Here is a 23706-nt window from a genome sequence, read left to right on the forward strand (position 1 = left end):
GGCCCAAGCCCCCTCCCCTTCGATGCGCCGGCGTTCATCCGCCGTCGGCGCCGGTCCGTCCAGGAGCCGATCGTGAACCAGCCGACCCAACTCGCCATCGACGACCTGTCGGAGCCGCTGGCCTATCCGGTGGAGGCCTATGTGTCGCGCGCATACGCCGAGGCCGAGGCCGACCGGCTCTGGGCCAAGGTCTGGCAGCACGCCGGCCGGGTCGAGGACATTCCGGAGGTGGGCGACTACATCACCTACGAGATCGGCAAGGACTCCATCCTGATCGTCCGCGCGGCGCCCGACCGGATCACGGCGTTCCACAACGTCTGCCCGCACCGCGGGCGCCGGCTGGTCGACACGCCGGCCGGCGGGAACGGCGCGCGCGGATCAAAGCCCCGCTTCGTCTGCGGCTTCCATGGCTGGACCTTCGATGCGGAGGGCCGCAACACCCACATCCTCGACAAGACGGACTGGCAGGGCGTCCTCACCGACGCGCGCACCTGCCTCACCTCGGTGAAGGTCGACACCTGGGGCGGTTGGATCTGGATCAACATGGATCCGGACTGCGTCCCGTTGCGCGACTACCTGGAGCCCGCCGCCGGCCTGCTCGATCCGTTCGCGTTCGAGAAGATGCGCTACCGCTTCCGTCAGTGGGTGGTCTTCGACTGCAACTGGAAGGTCGCGCTGGAGGCCTTCATGGAGCCCTACCATGTGGCCGCGACCCACCCGCAGCTGCTGAAATACGGCGACTTCTACGCCTGGAGCAAAGCCCAGGGCCTGCACGGCAACGACGGCTACGCCAGCAAGCAGGCGGACGACTCCGCCGCCAGCACCACCGTCCACCGCACCGGCAAGGGCGCGGACGCGCGGCTGATGATGGCCGAGATGCAGAAGGAGTTCTGGGAGACGGTGGGCGCCAGCACCACGCAGATCATGGTCGACGCCGCCGCCCGCCTGCCGGACGAGCTGCCGGAGGGCACGCCGGCCGCGGAGGTGCACCATCACTGGCTGGAGTCGGTGAAGGCCGACTACGCCGCCATCGGCGTCGCCTGGCCCGAGATCAGCGAGGCGCAGATGGCGGACGCCGGCCTCGCCTGGCACATCTTCCCCAACATGGGGATCCTGCAGGGCCCGACCTTCGCGCTCTGCTACCGCACCCGCCCCTACGGCGGCGACCCCGGCAAGTGCATCTACGAGGCCTACGCCATCGAGCGCTTCGCCGAGGGCCAGGCGCCGGCGACGGAATGGGTCCACGCCGAGGCCACCGAGGACAACTGGCGCAAGGTCATTGCCCAGGACTTCTCCAACATGGTCGCGGTGCAGCAGGGTCTGGAATCGCGCGGCTTCCGCGGCGCCCTGCCCAACCCGTTCCAGGAGCGGAAGGTCACCAATCTGCACCGCAACCTGGCTCGCTACATGGGCGTCGGCGCGCCGACGCCGATCGAATAGGTCGCAAAGACTTCGCGCCATTTGCGCCAGATCACAGCGGCCGGCCGCCGCGGCCCAGAAACTAGATCTCGTCAGTCATTGAGCCGCTGATCCTCGAGCCAACAGCCTCGGGACGCGGCTCCAGAGGAGATCGCCCATGAGCGTCGCAGAGCTGGTCCGCCTGTCGCACGAGCCGATCAAGCCGAAGATCGGCAGTCGAATTCTCAACAGCAAGGCGGAGCTGATGAGCGGCGATCTGGCCGCGCCCCTGCGCCAGCTGCTGGAAGAGCGCGGCGTTCTGATCTTCCCGGAGATCAACTTCACCGACGCCGAGCAGGTCGCCCTGACCAAGATGGTGGGCAAGTTCCTGCCGGAGATCGACGGCGAGGAAGTCTACAACATCTCGCTCGACCAGCGCGTCAACAAGAAGTCTGAGTACCTGAAAGGCTCGCTCTACTGGCACATCGACGGCACCATGAACAAGGTTCCGATCGGCGCGTGCATCCTGTCGAGCAAGGTCCTGCCGACCTGGGGCGGCGCCACCGAGTTCTGCAACACCTACGCCGCCTATGACGAGCTGCCGGCGGCGAAGAAGGCGGAGATCGAACGCCTGCGCGTCGCCCACTCGGCCTGGACCACCCTCTTCTACTACGAGCCGGAGCCTGCGCAGGCCAAGCTCGAGGAGATGATGGCGATCGGCGAGACCGAGCTGCCGCTGGTCTGGAGCCATGGCTCGGGCCGCAAGTCGCTCGTCCTCGGGGCCACCGCTGACCACGTGGTCGGCATGAACTGGACCGAAAGCGCCCGGCTGCTGAACGGCCTGCGCGAATGGGCCACCAGCGAGCCCTTCCACTATTCGCACGAGTGGAAGGTCGGCGACGCGGTGATGTGGGACAACACCGGCACCATGCACCGGGCGCGTCCCTACGACCCCGATTGCGGCCGCCTGCTCCACCGCACCAAGACCTCCGGCGAAGAACCGATCGTCTGATCCCCCTCAGCCGCCGCCGGGCGCGTGGCCTCACGGGCCGCCCGGCGGCCAGCGACACCGCGGCCGCCTGGCGGCTCAGCAGAGATGGACTGTGCCATGGACGACATTGAATTCCTCGAGCGGGTCCGGAGCGACAACCCGTTCCGCGTCACCGATCCCGAGCGCATCCCGACCAGGCGCTACTACGACGAGGCCTTCTACCAGCTGGAGTGCGAACGCCTGTGGCCGCGCGTCTGGCAGATGGCCTGCCGGCTGGAGCAGATCCCCGAGGTCGGCGACTGGGTCGAATACTCGAACCTCGGCATGTCGGTGATCGTCGTGCGCACCCGTGACGGGGTGAAGGCCCACCACAACCACTGCCGCCACCGCGGCGTGCCCCTGGCCGACGGCGGCCACGGCAACTGCAGCGGCAAGGGCTTCATCTGCCCGTTCCACGGCTGGCGGTGGAACATGGATGGCGAGAACACCTTCGTCTATGGCCGGCACCTGTTCAGCGAGGAGCTGCTGGACAAGGGTGAGCTGGCGCTGCGGCCCTGCCGGGTCGAGACCTGGGGCGGCTGCGCCTTCATCAACTTCGACGACGACGCGCCCTCGTTCCGCGACTCCATCGGCCCGGTGGCCGACCGGCTCGAGGCCCACGGCGTGAGCAAGCTGCGCGCGGAGTGGTGGTTCGCCACCGTGCTGCCGGCCAACTGGAAGACCGCGATGGAGGCCTTCATGGAGGGCTACCACGTGATGAAGACCCATCCGCAGCTGCAGCAGGCCGTCCCGGAGCTCTACAACACCCGCTACAGCAACGAGACCGGCGGCATCGGCCTGCCGATCAACCCGCACCTGACCGTGCGCGAGAACATCCGCGCGCAGTTCGAGCACATGGAGCTGCTCAGCGCCGGCATGGCCGGCATGGTCCACGCCAAGGAGCTGGCGATCGCCGAGCAGCTGCTCGATGTCGAGCTGCCGGACGACCCGGCCCAGGCGGTGCCGATGTGGTACGGCTTGGTCCAGGACCAGATCAGCAAACAGCTGCGCGCCCAGGGCGAGGAGGTTCCCGACCTCAACGCGGTCTGCGTCTCCGACCCGCTCAACGCGGTCGAGTTCATCTACCCGAACTACTTCCTGCTGCCCTTCTTCACCGGCATGTCGTCCTACCGGATCCGGCCGCTGGGGCCGGAGAGCTGTCTCTTCGAGCTCTGGTCGCTGACCAACTTCCCGGAAGGCCAGGAGCCGGCGCCGCCGACGAAGCCGACCATGCTGCCATACGACAGCCAGGAGTTCCCGCAGATCCCGCGGCAGGACTACGCGAACATCCCGATCCAGCAGAAGGGCCTGCACTCCAAGGGCTTCGATTACATGCGGCTGTCGAAGTCGGTGGAGGGCCTGATCAGCAACTACCACCGGCTGATCGACGGCTACATCGCCGGCGTCGCGCCCGCGAAGCTGGCCCGGGCCAACCAGCAGCTGGGCGGCAACTTCGACGGCCCGATCCTCGACCTCGACCTCTGATGCTGGCCGCGGGCGTCGCACGGCGCCCGCGCTCGGCTTGCGTGAAATTGTCCGAGGTCAAGGCCGCCCCGCCGGAGGCTGGGACACTGGACCTCACACCCGGCCCCGGAGACATTCGATGGAAATGAAAGACATGTTGATCGTCAGCGTCGACGATCACATCTGCGAGCCCCCGACCCTGTTCGACAACCAGCTGACCGGCGACCTGCTGGCCAGCGCGCCCAAGCTGGAGGTCGACGCCAAGGGCAAGAACTTCTGGCGGTACCAGGGCTATATCCGCCCGTCGGTGGGCCTGAACGCCGTGGTCGGCCGGCCGCCCGAGGAATACGGCATGGAGCCGACCAACCTCGATCAGCTGCGCGACGGCTGCCACGACGTCCACGCCCGGATCGACGACATGGACGTGAACGGCGTCGCCGCCTCCATGTGCTTCGGCAACTCCATCGGCTTCGACGGCCAGACCTTCCACAAGGCGCCCGACAAGGCGCTCTCCCTGCGCCACATGCAGGCCTACAACGACTGGCACTACGACGAGTGGTGCATGGCCTACCCCGGCCGCTTCATCCCGCTCGGCATCCTGCCGACCTGGGACGCCGACGCCACCGTCGCCGAGATCCACCGCCTGGCGGCCAAGGGCTTCCGCACCGTCTCGATGAACGAGAACCCGACGGTCCAGGGCCTGCCCAGCATCCACAACGACTACTGGGACCCGGTCTACAAGGCGATCGCCGACACCGACATGACCATCGCCCTGCACATCGGCAGCGGCAATCCGGCCCCGCACGCCTCGATGGAGACGCCGATCGAGGCGTGGATCTCGACCATGCCGCTGTCGGTGGCCCAGGGCCTGGCCGACTGGCTGCAGCTGGAGGAGCTGCAGCGCTATCCGCAGCTGCGCATCGCCATCTCCGAGGGCAGCATCGGCTGGGTGCCCTACTTCATGGAGCGCGCCGACTTCTCCAACTGGCGGCACAAGGCCTGGACGCGGTCGCGCTTCCAGAACCTGAAGCCGAGCGATCTCGTGAAGCGGCACTTCCTGCACTGCTTCGTCGACGATCGCTTCGGCCTGCGCCACCTCGACGAGATCGGCGAGGACATGGTCGCCTACGAGTGCGACTACCCGCACTCCGACGCGCTGTGGCCGGACGTGCCCGAGCACCTGTGGGACTCGGTCAAGCACCTGAGCGCCGAGCAGATCGACAAGGTGACGCACGGCAACGCGATCCGCTTCTTCCGCCACGACTCCCTGCTCGCCAACTACAAGCGCGAGGAGCTCACCGTGGGCGCCCTGCGCGCCAAGGCCGCGGCCAAGGGCGTCGACACCGCGCCGAAGTCCTCCGGCGGCTCGCGCCCGACCGAGGACGACCGTCCGGTCACCTCGGGCGACATCATGACCATGTTCAAGCAACACGCCGCCGAGCGCGCGAAAGAGCTGGCCTGAAGCGGCGCAGGCGCCGTGCGGAAGCCCCGCGCGGCGCCTGCGGTCACCGTCGGGCCCAGGCGGCCCGCCGACGGTGCGCTGGGCGACCTGCAACAGGACGAGGATGAAATGAGCGACGCTGCGCCCTCCCGCCATGCCTTCGGCGAGCCCGAGATCTTCCCGGTCGAAGCCTACATCTCCGAAGACTACGCCCGCGCAGAGCGTGACAAGCTCTGGCGCAAGGTCTGGCAGCAGGTCGGACGCGTCGAGGAGATTCCGGAAGTCGGCAACTTCCTGACCTACGAGATCCAGGACGACAGCCTGCTGATCGTCCGCTCCGCGCCCGACACGATCAAGGCCTACTACAATGTCTGCTCACATCGCGGCCGCCGGCTGGTCGACACGCCGCCGGGCGCCAGGAATGCGCGCGGCGACAAGGTGCGCTTCGTCTGCGGCTTCCATGGTTGGAGCTTCGACCTGGAAGGCCGCTGCGTCCACATCCTCGAAAAGAACGACTGGGGCGGCGCGCTGACCGAGGCGCGGACGCGCCTCGGCGAGGTTCGCTGCGAGACCTGGGGCGGCTGGATCTGGATCAACATGGATCCCGAATGCGAACCGCTGCGCGACTATCTCGAGCCGGCCGCATCCATGCTCGACCCGTTCGAGCTGCAGAACATGCGCTACCGGTGGCGTCGCTGGATCGTCTTCGACTGCAACTGGAAGGTCGCCCTGGAAGCGTTCAACGAGACCTACCACGTCGCCGTCACGCACCCGGAGTTCATGCAGTTCGGCGAGTTCCGCGGCTGGGCGAAGGCCCAGGGAATACATAGCAATATCGGCTACGACGCGCCGAAAGGGCTCGAGGAGAACCAGGCCAAGCTAAGGCTCGGCGCCGGCGCCGATCCCCGCCTCTCCACGGCTCAGATGCAGGCCTACACCTGGGAGCAGGTGAACACGAACACCACCCAGACGCTGGTCGACGCCGCCCAGCGGCTGGTCGACGAGTTGCCCGAAGGCACGCCGGCGCCTGAGGTGCTCAGGCACTGGCTGAGCACGGCCCGGCGCGACGACGCCGCCCGCGGGGTGATCTGGCCCTCGGTCGACGCCGAGCACACCGCCAAGGCCGGCACGGCCTGGCAGCTCTTCCCGAACTTCCAGATCGGCCACGCGCTGAACAACGCGCTCTGCTACAGCGCCCGGCCCTACGGCTACGATCCGGACAAGTGCATCTTCGAGGCCGCCGTGCTCGAGCTGTTCCCTGAGGGCGAGGCGCCGCAGACCGAGTGGGAATACCTGGCCGCCGACGACCCGCGGTGGGGCAGCGTCCTGCCGCAGGACTTCTCGAACATGGCGGCCGTGCAGCAGGGCATGAAGATCGGCGGCTATCGTGGCAACATCCCCAATCCCAAGGCTGAGGGCGCTGTCGCCAGCCTGCACCGCAATCTGGCCCGCTACATGGGCGCAGGCGCGCCCCGGCCGCTCGACCAGGAGCCCTGAAGCTCGGATCGGCGACACGGAGGAGTGACGCTTTGCCCGTCACTCCTCTTGGCGTCCGGCGGGTTCAGCGGCAGCGCAGGCTGCCGCGCTCGATCTCGCGCCCGAGCAGGGCGCCGCCGGCTGCGCCGACGATGGTCCCGGTCGTGTGGTCGCGACCCCCGTCGAGTTCGTGGCCGATCAGCGCTCCGGCGGCGGCGCCGATCACCAGGCCGGTCGTCCCGTTCGAACGCTTGCAGTGATATTGGCCGTCGTCGCCGCGCCAGACGTCCTCGCGCCGGGCGACGACGATGGTGTCGTCGCGGGGTGGCGGGGCATAGACCGCCCTCCGCGCGGGCGGGGGCCCGGGGTCGGCCAGCTCTGACATGCCGACGACCGAGGTGATCATCCCTGTGCCGAGCGCCATCAGGACGAAATTCCCGTCCCCGTAGACCCAGCGATGTCCGCGCGGCGCCGGCGCCAGGCGGTAATAGACCGGGTCCTGCACGTAGTGGACGCGGTCGGCGCGCGGCACATAGGTGCCGCGCCGCCACTCGACGCCACGCGCGGCGGGTCTGTAGCCGTAGCCCGGCGCGTACCAGTACCCGTCGCGGGGACCGCTGTAGCCTCGCCATTCGGGGCGGCCACGCCAGGCCTCGCGAACCACGATGGGACGCCCGCGCGATCCTTCGCGCCGGTCCTCCACGTGCCCGCGGCGGCCCTCGTCGTGGTGGTGGTCGTGGTGGTGGCGCTCCTTGTCGCGCCCTCGTCCGTGTCCGTCGCGGTCGGCGAGCGCAGCCGTGGGCAGCGCGATCAGAACGGCCGCCGCCGCCATCAGAACCTTACGCATCATCGCTCCTGTTTCGACCGTAGTCGTCAGAACGATCGGTCCCGGGGGCTAAAGCGACGCTGAACAGGAAAGGTGCAGCTTTGTTGACTCTGTCCGCTCGGGCGAGCGCGGCGCGAGGGAGCGCTTAACGACCGCCCACGCGCATCCGCGCCGACGGCGCCTGCGCCGCCAGCAACAAGGCGCTGATCCCGAGCAAGGCCGCGCCGGCCGCCGCCGGACAGGCGGCGCAATGCGAGATGGCGCCGCCGCAGATGTCGCCGTAGGCCGCCACCTCGCTCATGTGGCGCAGCGCCGCGAGACCAAACCCGCCCGCCAGGGCCAGGGATCCGAAGCCGACGGTGCGCAAGGCGCGGCGGGACATAGGCATCTGAAGGTTCTCCGGCGCTGACCGGATGACTCCGTCCCATGCATCAGGCGGCCCAGCCTTGAGCGACATCAAGGCGGCCGGAAGCGCGGCGGGACATCACCTCGGCCAGAGTTCACCCGGGTTCGATGGGGCCATGACCGCAAGCACCGCTCGCCACGAGGAGGCGCCGTTGGATGCGGTCCTTCTCTTCCTATTCTGCGCCCTGGGCGCCCTGGCCAGCCTGGTGGCGACGGCCGTCAGCGACGACCCGAGTTTCCGCTTCAGCGGCTACATCTTCATCGCCGCCTTCGTCGTCGCCTGCGCCGTGATGACGGTCGGCCTGACGTCCGGCCGGTTCCGCACGGACGCCGGCCGCTACGAGGACGACGTGATCAAGGCCGGCGTCATCGCCACGGTTCTCTGGGGGATCGCGGGGATGGCGGCGGGCGTGTTCATCGCCTCCCAGCTGTCGTGGCCGAACCTCTTCTACTTCCCGGAAGCCGGCTGGCTGAACTTCGGGCGGGTGCGGCCGCTGCACACCTCGGGCGTGGTCTTCGCCTTCGGCGGCAATGCGCTGATGGCCACCTCCTTCTACGTCGTCCAGCGGACCTGCAAGGCCAGGCTCGCGGGCGGCCTCTGGCCGTGGTTCGTGTTCTGGGGCTACCAGCTGTTCCTGGTGATCGCCGCGACCGGCTACCTGGCGGGCATCACCCAGAGCCGCGAATACGCCGAGCCGGAGTGGTACGCCGACCTGTGGCTGACCATCGTCTGGGTGGCCTATCTGCTGGTCTTCCTGGGCACGATCGCCAGGCGCAAAGAGCCGCACATCTACGTGGCCAACTGGTTCTACCTGGCCTTCATCGTCACCATCGCCATGCTGCACATCGTCAACAACCTGGCGATGCCGGTAGGCCTGACCAGCGCCCGCAGCTACTCGGCCTTCTCCGGGGTCCAGGACGCCCTGACCCAGTGGTGGTACGGCCACAATGCGGTCGGCTTCTTCCTGACCGCCGGCTTCCTGGCGATGATGTACTACTTCGTCCCCAAGCGGGCCGAGCGGCCGGTCTATTCCTACCGCCTGTCGATCGTCCACTTCTGGTCGCTGATCTTCATCTACATCTGGGCGGGCCCGCACCACCTGCACTACACGGCGCTGCCGCAGTGGACGCAGACGCTCGGCATGACCTTCTCGATCATGCTGTGGATGCCGTCCTGGGGCGGCATGATCAACGGCCTGATGACGCTGTCAGGGGCCTGGGACAAGCTGCGCACCGACCCGGTGATCCGGATGATGGTGGTCAGCCTCGCCTTCTACGGCATGGCCACTTTCGAAGGTCCGCTGATGTCGCTCCGCGCGGTCAACGCGCTCAGCCACTACACCGACTGGACCATCGGCCACGTGCATTCCGGCGCGCTGGGCTGGGTCGGCTTCATCACTTTCGGCGCGCTCTACTGCATGGTCCCGTGGCTCTGGAAGAAGCCGGCCCTGTATTCCAACCGGCTCGTCGAGTGGCACTTCTGGATCGCGACCACCGGGATCCTGCTCTACATCTGCGCGATGTGGGTCTCCGGGATCATGGAGGGCCTGATGTGGCGCGAATACACGCCCCAGGGCTTCCTCGCGAACTCCTTCGTCGAGACCGTGTCCGCCAAGCACATCGAGAACGTCATCCGCACCCTGGGCGGGGCCATGTACCTCGCCGGCGCGGTCATCATGGCCGTCAACCTGTGGCGCACGATCCGCATGCCCGACGTCGCCCAAGGCGAAGTCTCGGCGGCGGGCGCCGTCCCGGCCGTCGCCCTCGCGGCGGAATAAGGAAGCCCCCCATGTGGAAGCATCACGCCCACTTCGAGCGGCGCTCGCTGGTCCTGCTCATCGGCATCCTGGTCGTCGTGGCGATCGGCGGCCTGATCGAGATCAGCCCGCTCTTCTACCTGGAGAGCACCATCGAGAAAGTGCAGGGAGTGCGCCCCTACACCCCGCTCGAGCTCAAGGGCCGCGACATCTACATCCGCGAAGGCTGCTACACCTGCCACTCGCAGATGGTCCGCCCGCTGCGCGACGAGGTCGAGCGCTACGGCCACTACAGCCTCGCCGCGGAGAGCATGTACGACCACCCCTTCCAGTGGGGCTCCAAGCGGACCGGCCCGGACCTGGCGCGCGTCGGCGGCAAGTATTCGGACAGCTGGCACAAGCAGCACCTCGATGACCCGCGCTCGGTCGTCCCGGAATCCGTGATGCCGCCCTACGCCTTCCTGTCGCAGAAGGAGCTCGACTACCGCGACGTGGTCCAGGCCCTGAAGGCCCAGCAGAAGGTCGGCGTGCCCTACGCCGAGGCGGCGCTGGAGCACGCGGTGGACGACCTGCAGGCGCAGGCCGACCCGTTCGACTCGCGCGGCACCGGCCTGCGGAAGCGCTACGGCGCCAAGATCGCCCAGCGCGACTTCGACGGCGATCCGGACCGGCTGACGGAAATGGACGCGCTGATCGCCTACCTGCAGATGCTCGGGACCATGGTCGACTTCAAGACCTACCGCGCCGAAGACCCGAGGAACATGCGATGAGCATTGCAAACCTCGAATACGAGACCGTGGCGCGCTTCGCCCAGCAGGGCGGCCTTGTCTACTTCATTCTGATCTTCGTCGCCGGCCTGATCTACGCGCTGTGGCCCAAGCACAAGGAGGCGTTCCGGCGTCTCGCCCACCTGCCCCTCGAAGAGGACGAGGCCGATCATGTCGGATCGTAAGATCGACGAAGTCACCGGGGTCGAGACCACCGAGCACGAGTGGGACGGCATCCGTGAGCTGGACAACCCCCTGCCCCGCTGGTGGCTGGTGGTGATGTGGGCCTCGGTGGCCGTCGCCGCGGTCTACTGGCTGCTGATGCCGGCCTGGCCCGGGATCCACGACTACACCAAGGGCCTGCTCGGCAAGTCCGACCGCGCGCAGCTCGCCCAGGAGCTGCGGCAGCTGCAGGCCGTGCGCGGCCAGGGCGCGGCCAGGCTGACGAACGCCAGCCTGGAGCAGATCGAGCAGGATCCCGAGCTGCAGTCCTACGCACTGGCGCTGGGCGGCTCGGTCTTCGGCGACAACTGCGCCACCTGCCACGGGACCGGCGGGACCGGCGGCAAGGGCTACGCCAACCTACGCGACGACGTCTGGCTGTGGGGGTCCGGCACGCTGAGCGAGGTCGAACACACCATCACCCACGGGGTGCGGACCGCCGATCCGGACACGCGGCAGAGCCAGATGCCGGCCTTCGGCCGCGACGGCATGCTGAACCCGGGCCAGATCAAGGACCTCACGGAATATGTGGTCGCGCTCTCACGGCGGCCGGCCGACACCGCCGCCGCCGGCCGCGCCGCGCCGCTCTTTCAGGAGCAGTGCGCCGCCTGCCACGGCGCCAACGGCGCCGGCGACCCGACCAAGGGCGCACCCAACCTCACCGACGCCGAATGGCTCTACGGCTCCAGCCGCGACGACATCCGCGGTCAGATCCACGCCGGCCGCGGCGGGGTGATGCCGAGCTGGGGGACGCGGCTGTCGCCGGAGACCATCAAGGCGCTGACCGTCTACATCCACGCCAACGCCGGGGGTCGGTAGCCCCCATGACCGTGGTCATCGACCGCAGGACCCCGCCCCCCGACCCCGAGCGCGGGCCCGCGCCGGTGTCGGCGGCCGAGCGCCTGCGCGCGAAGGAGAAGGCCGGCGGGCTCTACAAGCCGCGCGTGCCGATCTATCCGAAGCTGGTTCACGGCCGCTGGCGGGCGATCAAGTGGGCGCTGCTGATCGTCACGCTCTCGATCTACTACGTGACGCCGTGGCTGCGCTGGGCGCGGCCGGAGGGGTTGCCGCAACAGGCGGTGCTCGTCGACCTCGCCCACTGGCGGTTCTACTTCTTCTTCATCCAGCTCTGGCCGCAGGAGGTCTACTTCTTCACCGGCCTGCTGGTGATCGCGGCGCTCGCCCTGTTCCTGACCACCGCCCTCTTCGGCCGGCTGTGGTGCGGCTACACCTGCCCGCAGACGGTCTGGACCGACCTCTACATCTACGTCGAGCGGCTGTTCGAGGGCGACCGCAACGCCCGCATGCGGCTCGACGCCGAGCCGATGAGCTTCAACAAGCTGTGGCGCAAGGCCGGCAAGCATCTCGTCTGGCTCGGCGTGGCGTTCGGCACCGGGGGCGCCTGGATCTTCTACTTCCACGACGCGCCGGACCTGCTGCGCGACTTCTGGGCCGGCCAGGCCCCGGTCAGCGCCTACCTCTCCTGCGGCGTGCTGACGGCGACCACCTATCTGCTCGCCGGCTTCATGCGCGAGCAGGTCTGCACCTACATGTGCCCCTGGCCGCGGATCCAGGGCGCGATGCTCGACCAGCACTCTTTGCAGGTCACCTACCGCTCCGACCGCGGCGAGCCGCGCGGCGCGCACAAGAAGCGCCAGAGCTGGGCCGGCCGCGGCGACTGCATCGACTGCCGCCAGTGCGTGGTGGCCTGCCCGATGGGCATCGACATCCGCAACGGCCCGCAGATGGAGTGCATCAACTGCGGCCTCTGCATCGACGCCTGTGACGAGATCATGCTGCGGGTCGAGCGGCCGCGCGGCCTGATCGCCTACGACACCGACGCCGCGGTCGCCGCGCGGGCTGCAGGACAGAAGCCGATCTACCGGCTGGTGCGGCCGCGCACCCTCTACTACGCGGCGGCGCTGGCGCTGGTGGCCGGCTTGACGGGCTGGGGCCTGGCGACCCGCACGGCGCTCGACGTCCACGTGCTGCGCGACCGCAACCCGACCTTCGTGCGCCTGCGCGACGGCTCGGTGCGCAACGGCTACACGCTGAAGATCGCCAACCGCAGCTTCCAGGCGAAGACCATCGCGGTGCGCTTCGAGGGCGCGCCCGGCGCCCAGCTGAAGCCGGTAGGCGCAGCGGCGGTCACCGGCTCGGCGCAGATCATCGCCCCGGCCAACGCGGTGCGTACGGCGCGGGTCTTCGTCGTCGCACCGCCGCCGTTCCACGCCCGCGACCTGCCCTCGGCCTTCGTGCTGCGCGACGGCGCGACCGAGGTGCGCGCCGAGACCCTGTTCATCACCGGAGCCGAGGTCCCATGAGCCACGCCGAACCCGACACCCGTCCGGGCTTTCGCATCACCGGCTGGCATGTGCTGGCGGGCGTCGTCGGCTTCTTCGCCGTGGTCATCGCCGTGGACGTGGTCTTCACGGTGCTGGCCGTGCGCACATTCCCCGGCACGGTGTCGGTGACGCCCTACGAGGACGGCCTGCTCTACAACCGCAAGCTCGCGCGGATCGCCGCGCAGGAAGAGCTCGGCTGGCGCGCGGCCGCCGCGGCGGAGCCGCTGGCGGTGAGCCTGGAGGTGCGCGACCGCGCGGGCGCGCCGCTCAGCGGCCTCGCCGTCACCGGTCGGCTGGAGCGCCCGGCGACCGAGCAGGACCGAAAGGCGCTGACCTTCCGCGAGGTCTCGCCCGGCCGCTACCGCGCCCCGGCCGGGGGGCTCTCGGGCGCCTGGGACCTGACGGTCGAGGCCCGTGACCCGGCCGGCCGCAGCCTCGAAGCCGAGCGGAGACTGACGTGGCCCTAGCCTATGACGCCGGCCGGTCGCCGGACTTCTCCGCCTACCTGAAAGGCAAGGCGAGCGACCGCCCGACCCTGGATCTGCTGGTGAAGGGCGCGCGCTGCGCCGGCTGCCTGGCCAAGATCGAGCGCGAGGCCCAGGCCCTGCCCGGCGTCGCGCACGCCCGCCTCAACCTGACGAGCGGCAAGCTGACGGTCGGCTTTCGGACCTCGGCCGGCGCCGACCCGGGCGCGGTGATCGCCGTCCTCGAACGGCTGGGCTACCCCGCCACTCCCTACGATCCAGGACAGGCCGCCGAGGCCAACGACCGCGAGGGGCGACGCCTGATCCTGGCGCTGGCGGTGGCGGCGTTCGGCGCGATGAACACGATGATGTTCTCGGTGCCGCTGTGGGCCGGGCTGTTCGGCCAGGAGCTCGGGCCGGCGACCCGGACGGTGATGATGTGGTGGTGCGCGCTGGTGGCGACGCCCTGCACCCTTTACGCCGGCATGCCCTTCTTCGAGTCCGCCTGGCGCTCGCTGAAGGCCCGGCGCGCCAACATGGACGTGCCGATCTCGATCGGCGTGATCCTGACCCTGGTCATCAGCTTCTCCGAGACCCTGCTGCGCGGTCGCGACGCCTATTTCGACGCCGCCGTCTCGCTGCTCTTCCTGCTCCTCATCGGCCGCTGGCTGGACCACCAGCTGAAGCTCAAGGCCCGCAGCGCGGCCGCGGACCTCCTTGCCTTGCAGGCGCCGGCCGCCAGCGTGCTGGGCGCGGACGGCCAGGAGCATCGCCGTCCGCTGAGCGAAGTGGCGGTCGGCGACCTGCTCGTGGTCCGGCCGGGCGAGCGGCTGCCGGTGGACGTCCGGATCGAGGCCGGCGCCTCGCAGCTCGACACCGCCCTGCTCACTGGGGAGACCCTGCCGGCCTCGGTCGACCCTGGCGCCGTCTGCCGCGCCGGCGCGCTCAACCTCACCGGGGTGCTGCAGGTCCGCGCCCTGGCCCGCTCCGAGGACTCCGCCGTCGCCGCCGTCGCTCGGCTGGTCGAGGCCGGCGCGCAGTCCAAGTCGAAGTACGTCCGCCTCGCCGACAAGTCCTCGGCCATCTACGTCCCGGTGGTGCACTCGGCCGCCGCCCTGACCTTGGTGGGCGGCCTGGCGCTGGGCCTGGGCGTGCGCGAAGCCCTGCTGCGGGCCGTCGCCGTCCTGATCATCACCTGCCCCTGCGCCCTGGGCCTGGCCGCCCCCGCCGTCCAGATCAGCGCCTCGGCCCGGCTCTTCCGCCGCGGCGTGCTGGTCAAGTCGGGCGCCGCCCTGGAGCGGCTGGCCGAGGTCGACCACGTGGTGTTCGACAAGACCGGCGTGCTGACCGAGGGCCGCCCCCGGCTGATCGCGGCCGCGAGCCCCGACCTGGCGCGCGCCGCCCAGCTCGCCCGGGCCTCGGCCCATCCGCTCGCCAAGGCGCTGGCGACCGAGGCCGGCCCCGGCCCGACCGCCGAGGACGTGGTCGAACACGCCGGCCTGGGCGTCGCCGGCCTGGTGGACGGCCGCCGCTCGCGGCTGGGCCGGGCCGGCTTCGTCGGCGCCGCGTCCGGCCGCGAGACCGAGCTGTGGTTCGCCGTCGAGGGCGAGGCGCCGATCCGCTTCGCCTTCTCCGACCAGCTGCGCCCCGACGCCGCGGCCACGGTCGCCGCCCTGCTCGCGCGCGGGCTGACGGTCGAGATCCTCTCCGGCGACGTCGCCGCCCCCGTGGCCGCTGCGGCCGAGGGCTGCGGCATAGCCGCCTGGCGCGCCGGCCTCTCGCCCGAGGAGAAGGCGGCCGCGGTCGACGCGCTGAAGGCGCAGGGCCGCAAGGTGCTGATGGTCGGCGACGGGCTCAACGACGCGGCGGCGCTGGCCCGGGCGCACGCCGCCATGGCCCCCGGTTCGGCGCTCGACGCCAGTCAGAACGCCGCCGACCTGGTGTTCGCGGGCGAGCGGCTGGGCGCGGTCAGCGAGGCGCTCGACGTCGCCCAGGCGGCCCAGGCCCGGGCGCTGGAGAACTTCGGCTTCGCCGCGCTCTACAACCTGATCGCCGCGCCCGCCGCCATGGCCGGGCTGGTCAATCCGTTCGTCGCGGCCCTGGCCATGTCCGGCTCCTCGCTGGTGGTCACCCTCAACGCGCTGCGCGTCCGCCTGCCGCTGCGACCCGGGAGCCGCTGATGGGCATCCTGATGATGCTGGCGCCGATGTCGATCTTCCTGGGCCTGCTGGGGGTGATCGCCTTCTGGTGGACGCTGGGCAGCCGCCAGTACGAGGACCCGGCGGGCGACGCCGCGCGCATCCTCATCGAGGACGCCGAGGATCGGCCGCCGCCGGATTGGCCGCCGCGGGCTTGATCGAGGTCAGCGCTGGAGAGTTTGGCCGACCCTAGGCTCGGCGCATGCTCGACATCCGTCCGCGCCCGCTCTCCACCGCCGAGCGCCTCGCCAAGTACGGCGAGCGCGCCCCGCGCTACACCAGCTACCCGACGGCGGTGCAGTTCACGCCGGACGTCGATGCGGCCACCTACCGCGGTTGGCTCGCCGAGCTGCCGGCCGACGCGCCGATCTCGCTCTACCTGCACGTCCCGTTCTGCGCCCAGCTCTGCTGGTACTGCGGCTGCAACACCCGCGCGGTGACGCGCCGCCGGCCGGTAGCGGACTATGTCGAGCTGCTGCTGCAGGAAATCCGTCTGCTCCGTGAGGCCCTGCCCGCCCGGCTTCCGGTGCAGGCGGTCCACCTGGGCGGCGGCACGCCGAACATGCTGTCGCCGGCCGACCTCGACCGGCTGTTCGCGGCCTTGCGCGGGGCGTTCGCCTTCACCCCGGACGTGGAGATCGCCGCGGAGCTGGATCCCGGCGTGCTCAACGCCGCGTGGGTCGCCGCAGCCGGCCGGAGCGGCCTCAGCCGGGCGAGCCTCGGCGTGCAGAACCTGCACCCGGCGGTGCAGAAGGCGGTGAACCGGCCCGAGCGGCTGGAGGACATAGCCGCCTGCGTGCAGGCCCTGCGCGCAGCCGGGGTCCGCTCGATCAACTTCGACCTGATGTACGGCCTGCCGCACCAGACGGTCGCCAACACCGTCTCGACGATCGAGGCGCTGCTCCGCCTCAGGCCAGAGCGCTTCGCCGTCTTCGGCTACGCCCACGTGCCGTGGATGAAGCCGCACCAGAAGCTGATCGACGAGGCCGCCCTGGCGGGACCCGACGACCGCCTGGCCCAGAGCGAGGCCGCCGCCGAACGGCTACAGGCGGCGGGCTATGTGCGCATCGGGCTCGACCACTACGCCCTGCCGACGGACGAACTCGCCCGGGCCCGGGCCGAGGGCCGCCTGCGCCGCAACTTCCAGGGCTACACTACCGACAGCGCGCCCACCTTGCTGGCGCTCGGCGCCTCGGCGATCGGCTCCCTGCCGCAGGGCATGGTGCAGAACGAGACGCGCGACCTCGCCTGGCGCACCGCCGTCGGCGACAACCAGCTGTCGGTCGTCCGCGGCGTCGCGGTGACCGACGAAGACCGCTTCCGCGGCGAGATCATCGAGCGGCTGATGTGCGACCTGGAAGTCGACCTTGCGGCGACCTGCGCGCGCCACGGGCGCAAGGTCGAGGCGCTGGCGCCTGAGATGGCGCGCCTGGAGGCGTTCGTCCGTGACGGCCTGGCCAACTGGCGCGGCCCCGTGCTGACCGTCGCGCCTGAGGGCCGCCAATTCGTCCGCTCGCTCGCCGCGGTCTTCGACGCCCATCTCGCGCCGGAAGCGCGCCGCCACGCCGCCGCCGTCTGAGCCGCGCGTCGTCGATCAGGTCCGCGAGAAGGTAGGCGACGCGGCGCGGCCAGCGCCGGCTTGCAACGATACGCGCCCTCACCGCCGCCGGAGGGGTTGCGATCCGCCGGGGCAGCGCCGAGCATCGCGCCGCGGCCCGACGCCAGGCGAGCCGCCGCCGCCGGGACGCGCGTCCCGGCGGCATTAGGCGGATGTCAGACCGCGCGACGGTGGCCGCCGGCGCGGCAATGAGTTAGCAGTCTCAAAACAACCGCGCGAAGGCTGGCTCGAACACGGGGCCAAACCACTTCGCCTCATGGGGGGAAACGCGTGCAAAGCTCCTTTGCCGTTGGATGGCGTCAGGTCGGCGTGTGCTTCATGCTGCTGGCGGCGACGGGCATGATCGCCTCCACCTATTCGATCGTGGCGGTGCCGCTGGCGGCGGAATTCCACCCGAGCCGAATGGTGCTGATGCTGTCGATGACGGTGCTTTCCGGCGTCTGCGCGGCGCTCTCGCCGTTGCTCGGCAACCTGATGGACCGGATCCCGCTGAGGCGGCTGATGATCGCCGGCGGGCTGTTTCTCGCGTCAGGCTACGCCGCCTTGTCGTTCACCACCTCGTTCAACCAGGTGCTGACGATCTACGGCCTGCTGATCGCGCCGGCGAACGTGTTGATGGGGCCGGTGGCGGCGACCGTGCTGCTCTCGCGCTGGTTCGTCCAGCGGCGGGGCCGGGCGATCGGCATCGCGATCGCCGGCATCTCGGCCGGCGGCTTTCTCTTCCCGATGATCATCCAGGGCCTGCTGAACGCCCATGAGTGGCGCGAGGCGTTGCGGTGGCTCAGCCTCGTCCTGCTGGCGTGGACGGTCCCCACCGCGCTGCTGGTGGTGAACCGGCCCGCCGAGCGCGGTCTCCATCCCGACGGCGCGGCTGAGGCCACGCCGGTCTCCCGCGCCGAGGCGTCGGGCGCGCCGATCTCGGCCCGCGACGTGCTGAGCGATCCCGCCTTCTGGATGGTCGCCGTCACCGTCGCCGTCGTGACCGCGGGGATGAAAGGCATGGTCACGAACCTCGCCCCGCTGGCCATCGACGCGGGCGTCGAAGCCAGGGACGCGGCCTTGCTCGTGTCGATCTACGCGGGCTGCAGCTTCATCGCGAAGCTCAACTTCGCCGCCCTGGCCGACAAGCTGGGGCCACGCGTGCTGATGTTCGCCGCACTGGGCGGTTTCGCCTTGGGCATGGCCTGCCTGACGCAGGCCGCGGCCGGCTATGCGGTCATCGCGCTGGGCGTCGCGCTGACCGGCCTTCTCGGCGGGTTGATGGTGCCGATCGAAAGCTACCTGGCGCCGCGACTGTTCGGCCAGCGCGCCGTCGGGCGCGCCATGGGCCTGCTCACCGGCGTCATTCTCGGGGCGCTGCTGTGCACGCCGCCGCTGTTCGGGCTGATCTTCGACCTGACCGGAAGCTACACGGGGATCTTCTGGACGTTCTGCGGGCTGGCGCTGGCCACCCTGCTGCTGGTGCCGGCCATCCGACTACACCCGCGGGCGGCCAAGTCTGGCGCGGAATAACAAAAGCAGCGTTTCGACAACGGCTTGGCGGCCCGAGCCAGCTCCATTGCCGGCCGACCGCGACGGCTCCATCATCGGCCGCTGGGAGCAAGCACGCGATGGAGCAACGCCCGTTTGTCTGCCGCAACTGCGGCTCTTCCTGCCCCATCGTCGTGACCATCGACGACGATCGGGTGCTGGCCGTGGGCGGCGACTTCGACGCGCCGCTCTATCGCGGCTACACCTGTCCCAAAGCCCGCTCGATCCCGCAGGAGCATCACCGCCCTGATCGCCTGCTGCACAGCCTTAAGCGGCTGCCTGACGGGCGACGGGTTCCGATCTCCAGCGCGCAACTGGTGGACGAGATCACCGAACGCCTGTCGCGGATCCTCGACGCCCATGGGCCGCAAGCGGTAGCGGCCTTCCTCGGCAACGGCGTCGCCGCCCAGCCTGCGGCGTCCGGCATGATGCTGTCTTTCCTCGCCGCGATCGGCTCGCCGATGATGTTCTCGCCCGGCACGATCGATCAGCCTGGCCTGCTGACCGCGGGGGCCCTGCACGGCGGGTGGCAAGGCGGGCGGATGCACCCCTCACAGTGGGAGGCCTTGCTCGTCGTCGGCGGCAACCCGGTCGTGTCCAAACAGTATCTGCCGCAGAACCCGGCCTGGCAGCTCAAGCAGCTGCAGCAGGCGGGCATGCGCATGATCGTGATCGACCCGCGCCGCACCGAGACCGCCCGGCGGGCCGCCATCCACCTCCAGGCCATTCCCGGCGAGGACCCGACGGTGCTCGCGGGCCTCATCCATCTGCTGTTCGAGATCGGCGGCGTCGATGATCCCTTCGTGTCTGAGAATGCGGAGGGGGCCGCTGCGCTTCGCAAGGCGGTGGCGGGCTTCACCCCGGCCTATGTCGCGCGCCGCGCCGGCCTTGCGGAACCGGACCTGGTCGCCGCCGCCCGCATTCTGGCGGAAGCCAAGGGCGGGGATACGGCGCCGGGCGTGGGAACCAGCATGTCCACGCGGGGCGGCCTCACCAGCTATCTCGCGCTTTGCATTCAGACCCTGCGCGGCTTCTGGTCGCGCGCGGGCGATCCTGTGTCCCGCCCCAAGGTTCTCACGCCGCGCCGCGATTGGCGCGCGCAGCCGACGCCGCCCCACCCCGCCTGGGATTTCGGCCTGCGCACCTCAATCCGCGGCCTGCAGCAGACGGTGGCCGGAATGCCCACCGCCGCGCTTCCGGACCTGATGATGACCGACGGCCCGGACCGGGTGCGGGCGCTCTTCCTTCACGGCGGGGCCTACTACGCATGGCCCGACACGAAGAAGACCGTGAAGGCTTTGGGCGAGCTCGACCTGCTCGTCATGCACGACGTTGAGTTGTCGGGGACGGCGGTCCACGCCGACTATGTGATCGCCACCTACGACCAGCTCGAGACCCCGGCGATGTCGGCGCTCAACGAGTCCGTCGGCGACCTGCATCCCGGCTATGACTGGAACGAGCCCTACGCCTTCTACCGGCCGCCCCTGCTCCCGCCGCCGCCAGGCGCGGACCTGATGGAGAGCTGGCAGATCTATTACCGGGTCGCGCGCAAGCTAGGCCTGCCTCTCAGCTACATCGTCTATGGCGGCGCCGGGGCCGAGCCCGTTCCCTTCGACATGGAGAACGAGCCGCTGACCGACGACATCTACGAGATGATGTGCCGCGGCAGCGCGGTGCCGCTCGCGGAGGTCAAGCGGCATCCGCACGGCGCGATCTTCGAAGAGGCGCGCGAAACCGTCCGGCCTCGCGATCCCGCCTGCGCCGCGCGACTGCAGTTGGCCGACCCGGCCATGCTGGCCGAACTTGCGCAGGTTCGCGCGGAAGACCCGGGCGCGCGGCGCGGGACCGGTTGGGACTTTCCCTTCCAGCTCGTCTGCCGGCGGATGATGCAGACGACGAACAGCTCGCCCCGCCCCGACGGCATCGTGCGCTCCGGCTACAATCCGCTGTGGATGAACCCCGCGGACATGGACCGGCTCGACCTGCGGAGCGGGGACCAGATTGAAGTCCGTTCACGGCATGGGGCGATCGTCGGCTTCGTAGAGAGCGATCCGGACATGCGCGCCGGCGTCGTCGCCATGACGCACGGATTCGGACCAAGGCCAGATCGCGACTATGACCCGCGCCGCGACGGGTCGAATATCAACCTGCTTCTAAGCTGGGAGGACTGTCCCGATCCCTATCACGGCATGCCGAGGATGAGCGCCGTACCCGTCATCGTCGTCCGAGCGAAACCAGAGGACCTGCCGCTGAAGCATGAGTTCTAGCCGCCGTGGGCGTCGACGTTGGCCGCGGCGAGTACGATCGCCAAGCCAGCGGCATGCCGAGCGCCTGCTGATGGAGGCCGACGCGTGAGTTCGGGTCACCCTTGCCCACGACGTGCTGACCGGAGCGCCATTTTCCTCCCCCTGAGCCCGCGACCATGATCGGCAGGAACTCCTGCGATCCCGCGCCGAGAACCCGCTAGGGAGCACGTCAGCTAAGCTTCGCCGTGGCCAGGCGGGTCAGTAGGTCATCGGCCCTTTCGGCTTGGTCGGAGCCTGCGCCGCCGCCGCCGCCGCGTTGGCGCCGGTAGTCGTCGGGCCGGTCTTGCCCAGCGCCTCGCGAGCCCGCGCGCGGATGTAGGCGTGGAGCTGGCGGATCTGCGCGTCGGTCAGCGTCTGGAATGACGGCATGCCGCGCTCCATCCGGCCTTCGCGCACCACCTGGGTGAAGGTGGCGAGATCGAGCGTCGCGCCGGATTCCCGCAGATCCGGACCCGGCGCGCCGGCGCTGTGGAAGCCGGCGCCGTGGCAGGCGGCGCACATGATCGACAGGCCGTGGCCCGCGGCAACGTCGGCCGGCTTCAGCACCAGCTTCGGGTCGTCGAGGGCGTGGACCGTCATGTCGCGCGGCGGGCTGGGCGGCAGGGTCGCCTTGCCGTCGAGGGCGAAGGTGAGCAGCCGGCGCGGCTGGGCGCCGTACTTCCAGCCCACGTCCATCACCTTGCTCATCGCCGCCACCGTGCCGCCCCAGCCGACGAGCACCGAGACGTACTGCTTGCCGTTCACGCTGTAGCTCATCGGCGCGGCGATGATCCCGAGGCCGGCGTTGTAGTCCCACAGCGCCTTGCCGGTCTTGGCGTCATAAGCGTGGAACAGGCCGTCCGCCGTGCCCTGGAACACCAGGCCGCCAGCGGTCGCCAGCGTGCCGCCGTTCCACAGGTGATCGTGCTGGACGCTCCAGGCCTCCTTCTGGGCGACGGGGTCCCAGGCCACCAACTTGCCCTTGCCGTCGCCGGGCTTCTTGATGACCGGCTCGATGATCAGCCCCATGACGTTGAAGGCCGCATCGCTGTCGCTGGCCAAATCGCGGGCGAAGCTGCCGCCGACCTGCTGGATTGGGATGTAGACCAGGCCCGTCTGCGGGCTGTAGCTCATCGCCTGCCAGTTGTGGCCGCCGACGGTGCCCGGCCAGATCTCGGTCAGACCCTGCTCATAGCGGATATTCGGGTTCTCGATCGGCCGCCCGGTCTTCAGGTCGATGTCCGTGGCCCAGTTGATGACGGTGGTCTTGCCGGCCGAGAGCGGCTTCCCCGTGGCGCGGTCGAGCACGTAGAAGAAGCCGTTGGTCGGGGCGTGCAGCAGCACCTTGCGCGGCCCGTCGGCGAGCTTGAGCGTCGCCATGACGATGTTCGGCGTCGCCTTGTAGTCCCAGGAATCCCGCGGGTTCTCCTGGTAATGCCAGACGTACTTCCCGGTGTTGGCGTCGAGCGCGACGACCGACGAGGTGTAGAGGTTGTCGCCGCCGCCGGGGCTGCGCTTTTCAGAGTCGTAAGGCCCGGCGTTGCCGACGCCGATATAGACCCGGTTCGCTTCCGCATCGAAGGTCATGCCGTTCCAGACGGTGCCGCCGGTGCCGGTCTTCCACCATTCGCCGCGCCAGGTCTTGGCGGCGGCCTCCATCGCCGGATCGCCCTTGTTCGCTTCTGGCGAGCCCGGCGCGGTGAAGAAGCGCCAGAGGAACTTGCCGGTCTTGCTGTCGAAGGCGGTGACGAAGCCACGGCCGCCGAAGTCGGCGCCGGCGTTGCCGATGATCACCTTGCCGTTCATCGTCCGCGGCGCGCCGGTGCTGTTGTTGTACGGATACTCCGCGGGAATGGAGTCCGCCGACCACAGCACCTTGCCGGTCTTGGCGTCGAGGGCGTCGACCCGGCCGTCCATCTCCGCCACGAAGACGCGCCCGTCCTCGTAGGCGACGCCGCGGTTGGCGCCGAAGGTGAACCTGTCGGGGCTGCGCTTCCAGGTCTCCGGATCGAACTTCCAGCGCAGCTTTCCGGTCACCGCGTCGACCGCATAGACCTTGGCGTAGCCGCCGGAGAAATAGATCACGCCGTCGACCGAGAGCGGCGTCGCCTCCAGCGTCACCTCCTCGGGCAGGTCCAGCGACCAGGCGAGGCCCAGCTTGTCGACGTTGCCGGCCTTGATCTCGGTCAGGCGGCTGTAGGCCGCCTCGTCCGCCGATCCGCCAGGGGCGGTCCAGTTCACGTCCGCGCCGACGCCGGCGTCCGGTTGCTTGGGATGGTCCTTCGCGCAGCCGACGGCGAGCAAGGCCGCCGCCGAGAGCGCGAGCACATTGAGACAAACGCGGCGCATCAAAGAACCCGCTCCTTCGGAGGCTGCTGTCGTGGGTTACTCAGGGAATCGCACGGGATCGCCGAGCCGCAGAAACGAGCAGCTTCACCGGCCGGCATGGTCGCCGGGTCACGTCCCACCTGCGCATCCTC

At 69.8% G+C, this 23706-nt stretch carries 19 protein-coding genes; 16 read left to right on the forward strand and 3 right to left on the reverse strand.

Features of this window, described 5'->3' with window-relative positions:
* Positions 1-72: 72 nt before the first annotated feature.
* The 5 genes from ACSQ14_RS20090 to ACSQ14_RS20110 all read left to right on the forward strand — a co-directional run bounded on the left by ACSQ14_RS20090 (position 73) and on the right by ACSQ14_RS20110 (position 6830).
* The gene (locus ACSQ14_RS20090) at positions 73-1440 is read left to right on the forward strand and encodes an aromatic ring-hydroxylating oxygenase subunit alpha (protein ID WP_436016014.1); all 1368 of its coding nucleotides are present in this window, start codon (positions 73-75) and stop codon (positions 1438-1440) included.
* Positions 1441-1576: 136 nt separating this feature from the next.
* The gene (locus tag ACSQ14_RS20095) at positions 1577-2410 is read left to right on the forward strand and encodes a TauD/TfdA dioxygenase family protein (RefSeq protein ID WP_436016015.1); all 834 of its coding nucleotides are present in this window, start codon (positions 1577-1579) and stop codon (positions 2408-2410) included.
* A 96-nt stretch (positions 2411-2506) separates the two neighbouring features.
* Entirely contained in the window at positions 2507-3913 is a 1407-nt protein-coding gene (locus ACSQ14_RS20100; protein WP_436016016.1) for an aromatic ring-hydroxylating oxygenase subunit alpha, read from the forward strand.
* Between the two features lie 118 nt (positions 3914-4031).
* Complete coding sequence (locus tag ACSQ14_RS20105) at positions 4032-5354, forward strand: amidohydrolase family protein (RefSeq protein WP_436016017.1); 1323 nt, start codon at positions 4032-4034, stop codon at positions 5352-5354.
* A 108-nt stretch (positions 5355-5462) separates the two neighbouring features.
* Complete coding sequence (locus tag ACSQ14_RS20110) at positions 5463-6830, forward strand: aromatic ring-hydroxylating oxygenase subunit alpha (RefSeq protein WP_436016018.1); 1368 nt, start codon at positions 5463-5465, stop codon at positions 6828-6830.
* A 64-nt stretch (positions 6831-6894) separates the two neighbouring features.
* Here ACSQ14_RS20110 and ACSQ14_RS20115 read toward each other — a convergent pair whose 3' ends face one another.
* Both ACSQ14_RS20115 and ACSQ14_RS20120 read right to left on the reverse strand, forming a co-directional pair.
* Positions 6895-7656, reverse strand: a complete 762-nt coding sequence (locus tag ACSQ14_RS20115) for an RcnB family protein (RefSeq protein WP_436016019.1) — start codon at positions 7654-7656, stop codon at positions 6895-6897.
* Positions 7657-7780: 124 nt separating this feature from the next.
* Entirely contained in the window at positions 7781-8023 is a 243-nt protein-coding gene (locus ACSQ14_RS20120; protein ID WP_436016020.1) for a hypothetical protein, read from the reverse strand.
* Between the two features lie 307 nt (positions 8024-8330).
* Between ACSQ14_RS20120 and ccoN the strand changes: the two genes are divergently transcribed.
* The 11 genes from ccoN (at position 8331) to ACSQ14_RS20175 (ending at position 21208) form a co-directional block, all read left to right on the forward strand.
* On the forward strand, positions 8331-9818 hold the full coding sequence (gene ccoN, locus ACSQ14_RS20125) for a cytochrome-c oxidase, cbb3-type subunit I (RefSeq protein WP_436017586.1): 1488 nt from the start codon (positions 8331-8333) through the stop codon (positions 9816-9818).
* 11 nt (positions 9819-9829) lie between these two features.
* A complete protein-coding gene (gene ccoO / locus ACSQ14_RS20130; protein ID WP_436016021.1) occupies positions 9830-10567 on the forward strand; it encodes a cytochrome-c oxidase, cbb3-type subunit II in 738 nt (245 codons plus the stop codon).
* Positions 10564-10749 carry a cbb3-type cytochrome c oxidase subunit 3 gene (locus ACSQ14_RS20135; RefSeq protein WP_436016022.1) on the forward strand — a complete coding sequence of 62 codons (186 nt, stop codon included), beginning with the start codon at positions 10564-10566 and terminating at the stop codon, positions 10747-10749. The genes ccoO and ACSQ14_RS20135 overlap by 4 nt, the downstream gene beginning before the upstream one ends.
* Positions 10736-11605, forward strand: coding sequence for a cytochrome-c oxidase, cbb3-type subunit III (gene ccoP / locus ACSQ14_RS20140; protein WP_436016023.1), 870 nt, complete (start codon positions 10736-10738; stop codon positions 11603-11605). Before ACSQ14_RS20135 ends, ccoP begins: the two co-directional genes overlap by 14 nt.
* Positions 11606-11610: 5 nt before the next feature.
* Complete coding sequence (gene ccoG / locus ACSQ14_RS20145) at positions 11611-13110, forward strand: cytochrome c oxidase accessory protein CcoG (protein WP_436016024.1); 1500 nt, start codon at positions 11611-11613, stop codon at positions 13108-13110.
* Positions 13107-13598, forward strand: coding sequence for a FixH family protein (locus ACSQ14_RS20150; protein ID WP_436016025.1), 492 nt, complete (start codon positions 13107-13109; stop codon positions 13596-13598). Before ccoG ends, ACSQ14_RS20150 begins: the two co-directional genes overlap by 4 nt.
* Positions 13589-15775, forward strand: a complete 2187-nt coding sequence (locus ACSQ14_RS20155; protein ID WP_436016026.1) for a heavy metal translocating P-type ATPase — start codon at positions 13589-13591, stop codon at positions 15773-15775. Before ACSQ14_RS20150 ends, ACSQ14_RS20155 begins: the two co-directional genes overlap by 10 nt.
* A complete protein-coding gene (gene ccoS / locus ACSQ14_RS20160) occupies positions 15775-15951 on the forward strand; it encodes a cbb3-type cytochrome oxidase assembly protein CcoS (RefSeq protein ID WP_436016027.1) in 177 nt (58 codons plus the stop codon). Before ACSQ14_RS20155 ends, ccoS begins: the two co-directional genes overlap by 1 nt.
* A gap of 44 nt (positions 15952-15995) precedes the next feature.
* The gene (gene hemN, locus ACSQ14_RS20165) at positions 15996-17372 is read left to right on the forward strand and encodes an oxygen-independent coproporphyrinogen III oxidase (protein WP_436016028.1); all 1377 of its coding nucleotides are present in this window, start codon (positions 15996-15998) and stop codon (positions 17370-17372) included.
* A 309-nt stretch (positions 17373-17681) separates the two neighbouring features.
* On the forward strand, positions 17682-18923 hold the full coding sequence (locus ACSQ14_RS20170) for an MFS transporter (protein WP_436016029.1): 1242 nt from the start codon (positions 17682-17684) through the stop codon (positions 18921-18923).
* Positions 18924-19021: 98 nt separating this feature from the next.
* The gene (locus ACSQ14_RS20175; protein WP_436016030.1) at positions 19022-21208 is read left to right on the forward strand and encodes a molybdopterin-containing oxidoreductase family protein; all 2187 of its coding nucleotides are present in this window, start codon (positions 19022-19024) and stop codon (positions 21206-21208) included.
* Between the two features lie 237 nt (positions 21209-21445).
* Here ACSQ14_RS20175 and ACSQ14_RS20180 read toward each other — a convergent pair whose 3' ends face one another.
* Positions 21446-23575, reverse strand: coding sequence for a PQQ-dependent dehydrogenase, methanol/ethanol family (locus tag ACSQ14_RS20180; RefSeq protein WP_436016031.1), 2130 nt, complete (start codon positions 23573-23575; stop codon positions 21446-21448).
* Positions 23576-23706 lie beyond the last annotated feature (131 nt).

The sequence above is a fragment of the Phenylobacterium sp. LjRoot219 genome (assembly GCF_964252995.1).
GTDB lineage: Bacteria > Pseudomonadota > Alphaproteobacteria > Caulobacterales > Caulobacteraceae > Phenylobacterium.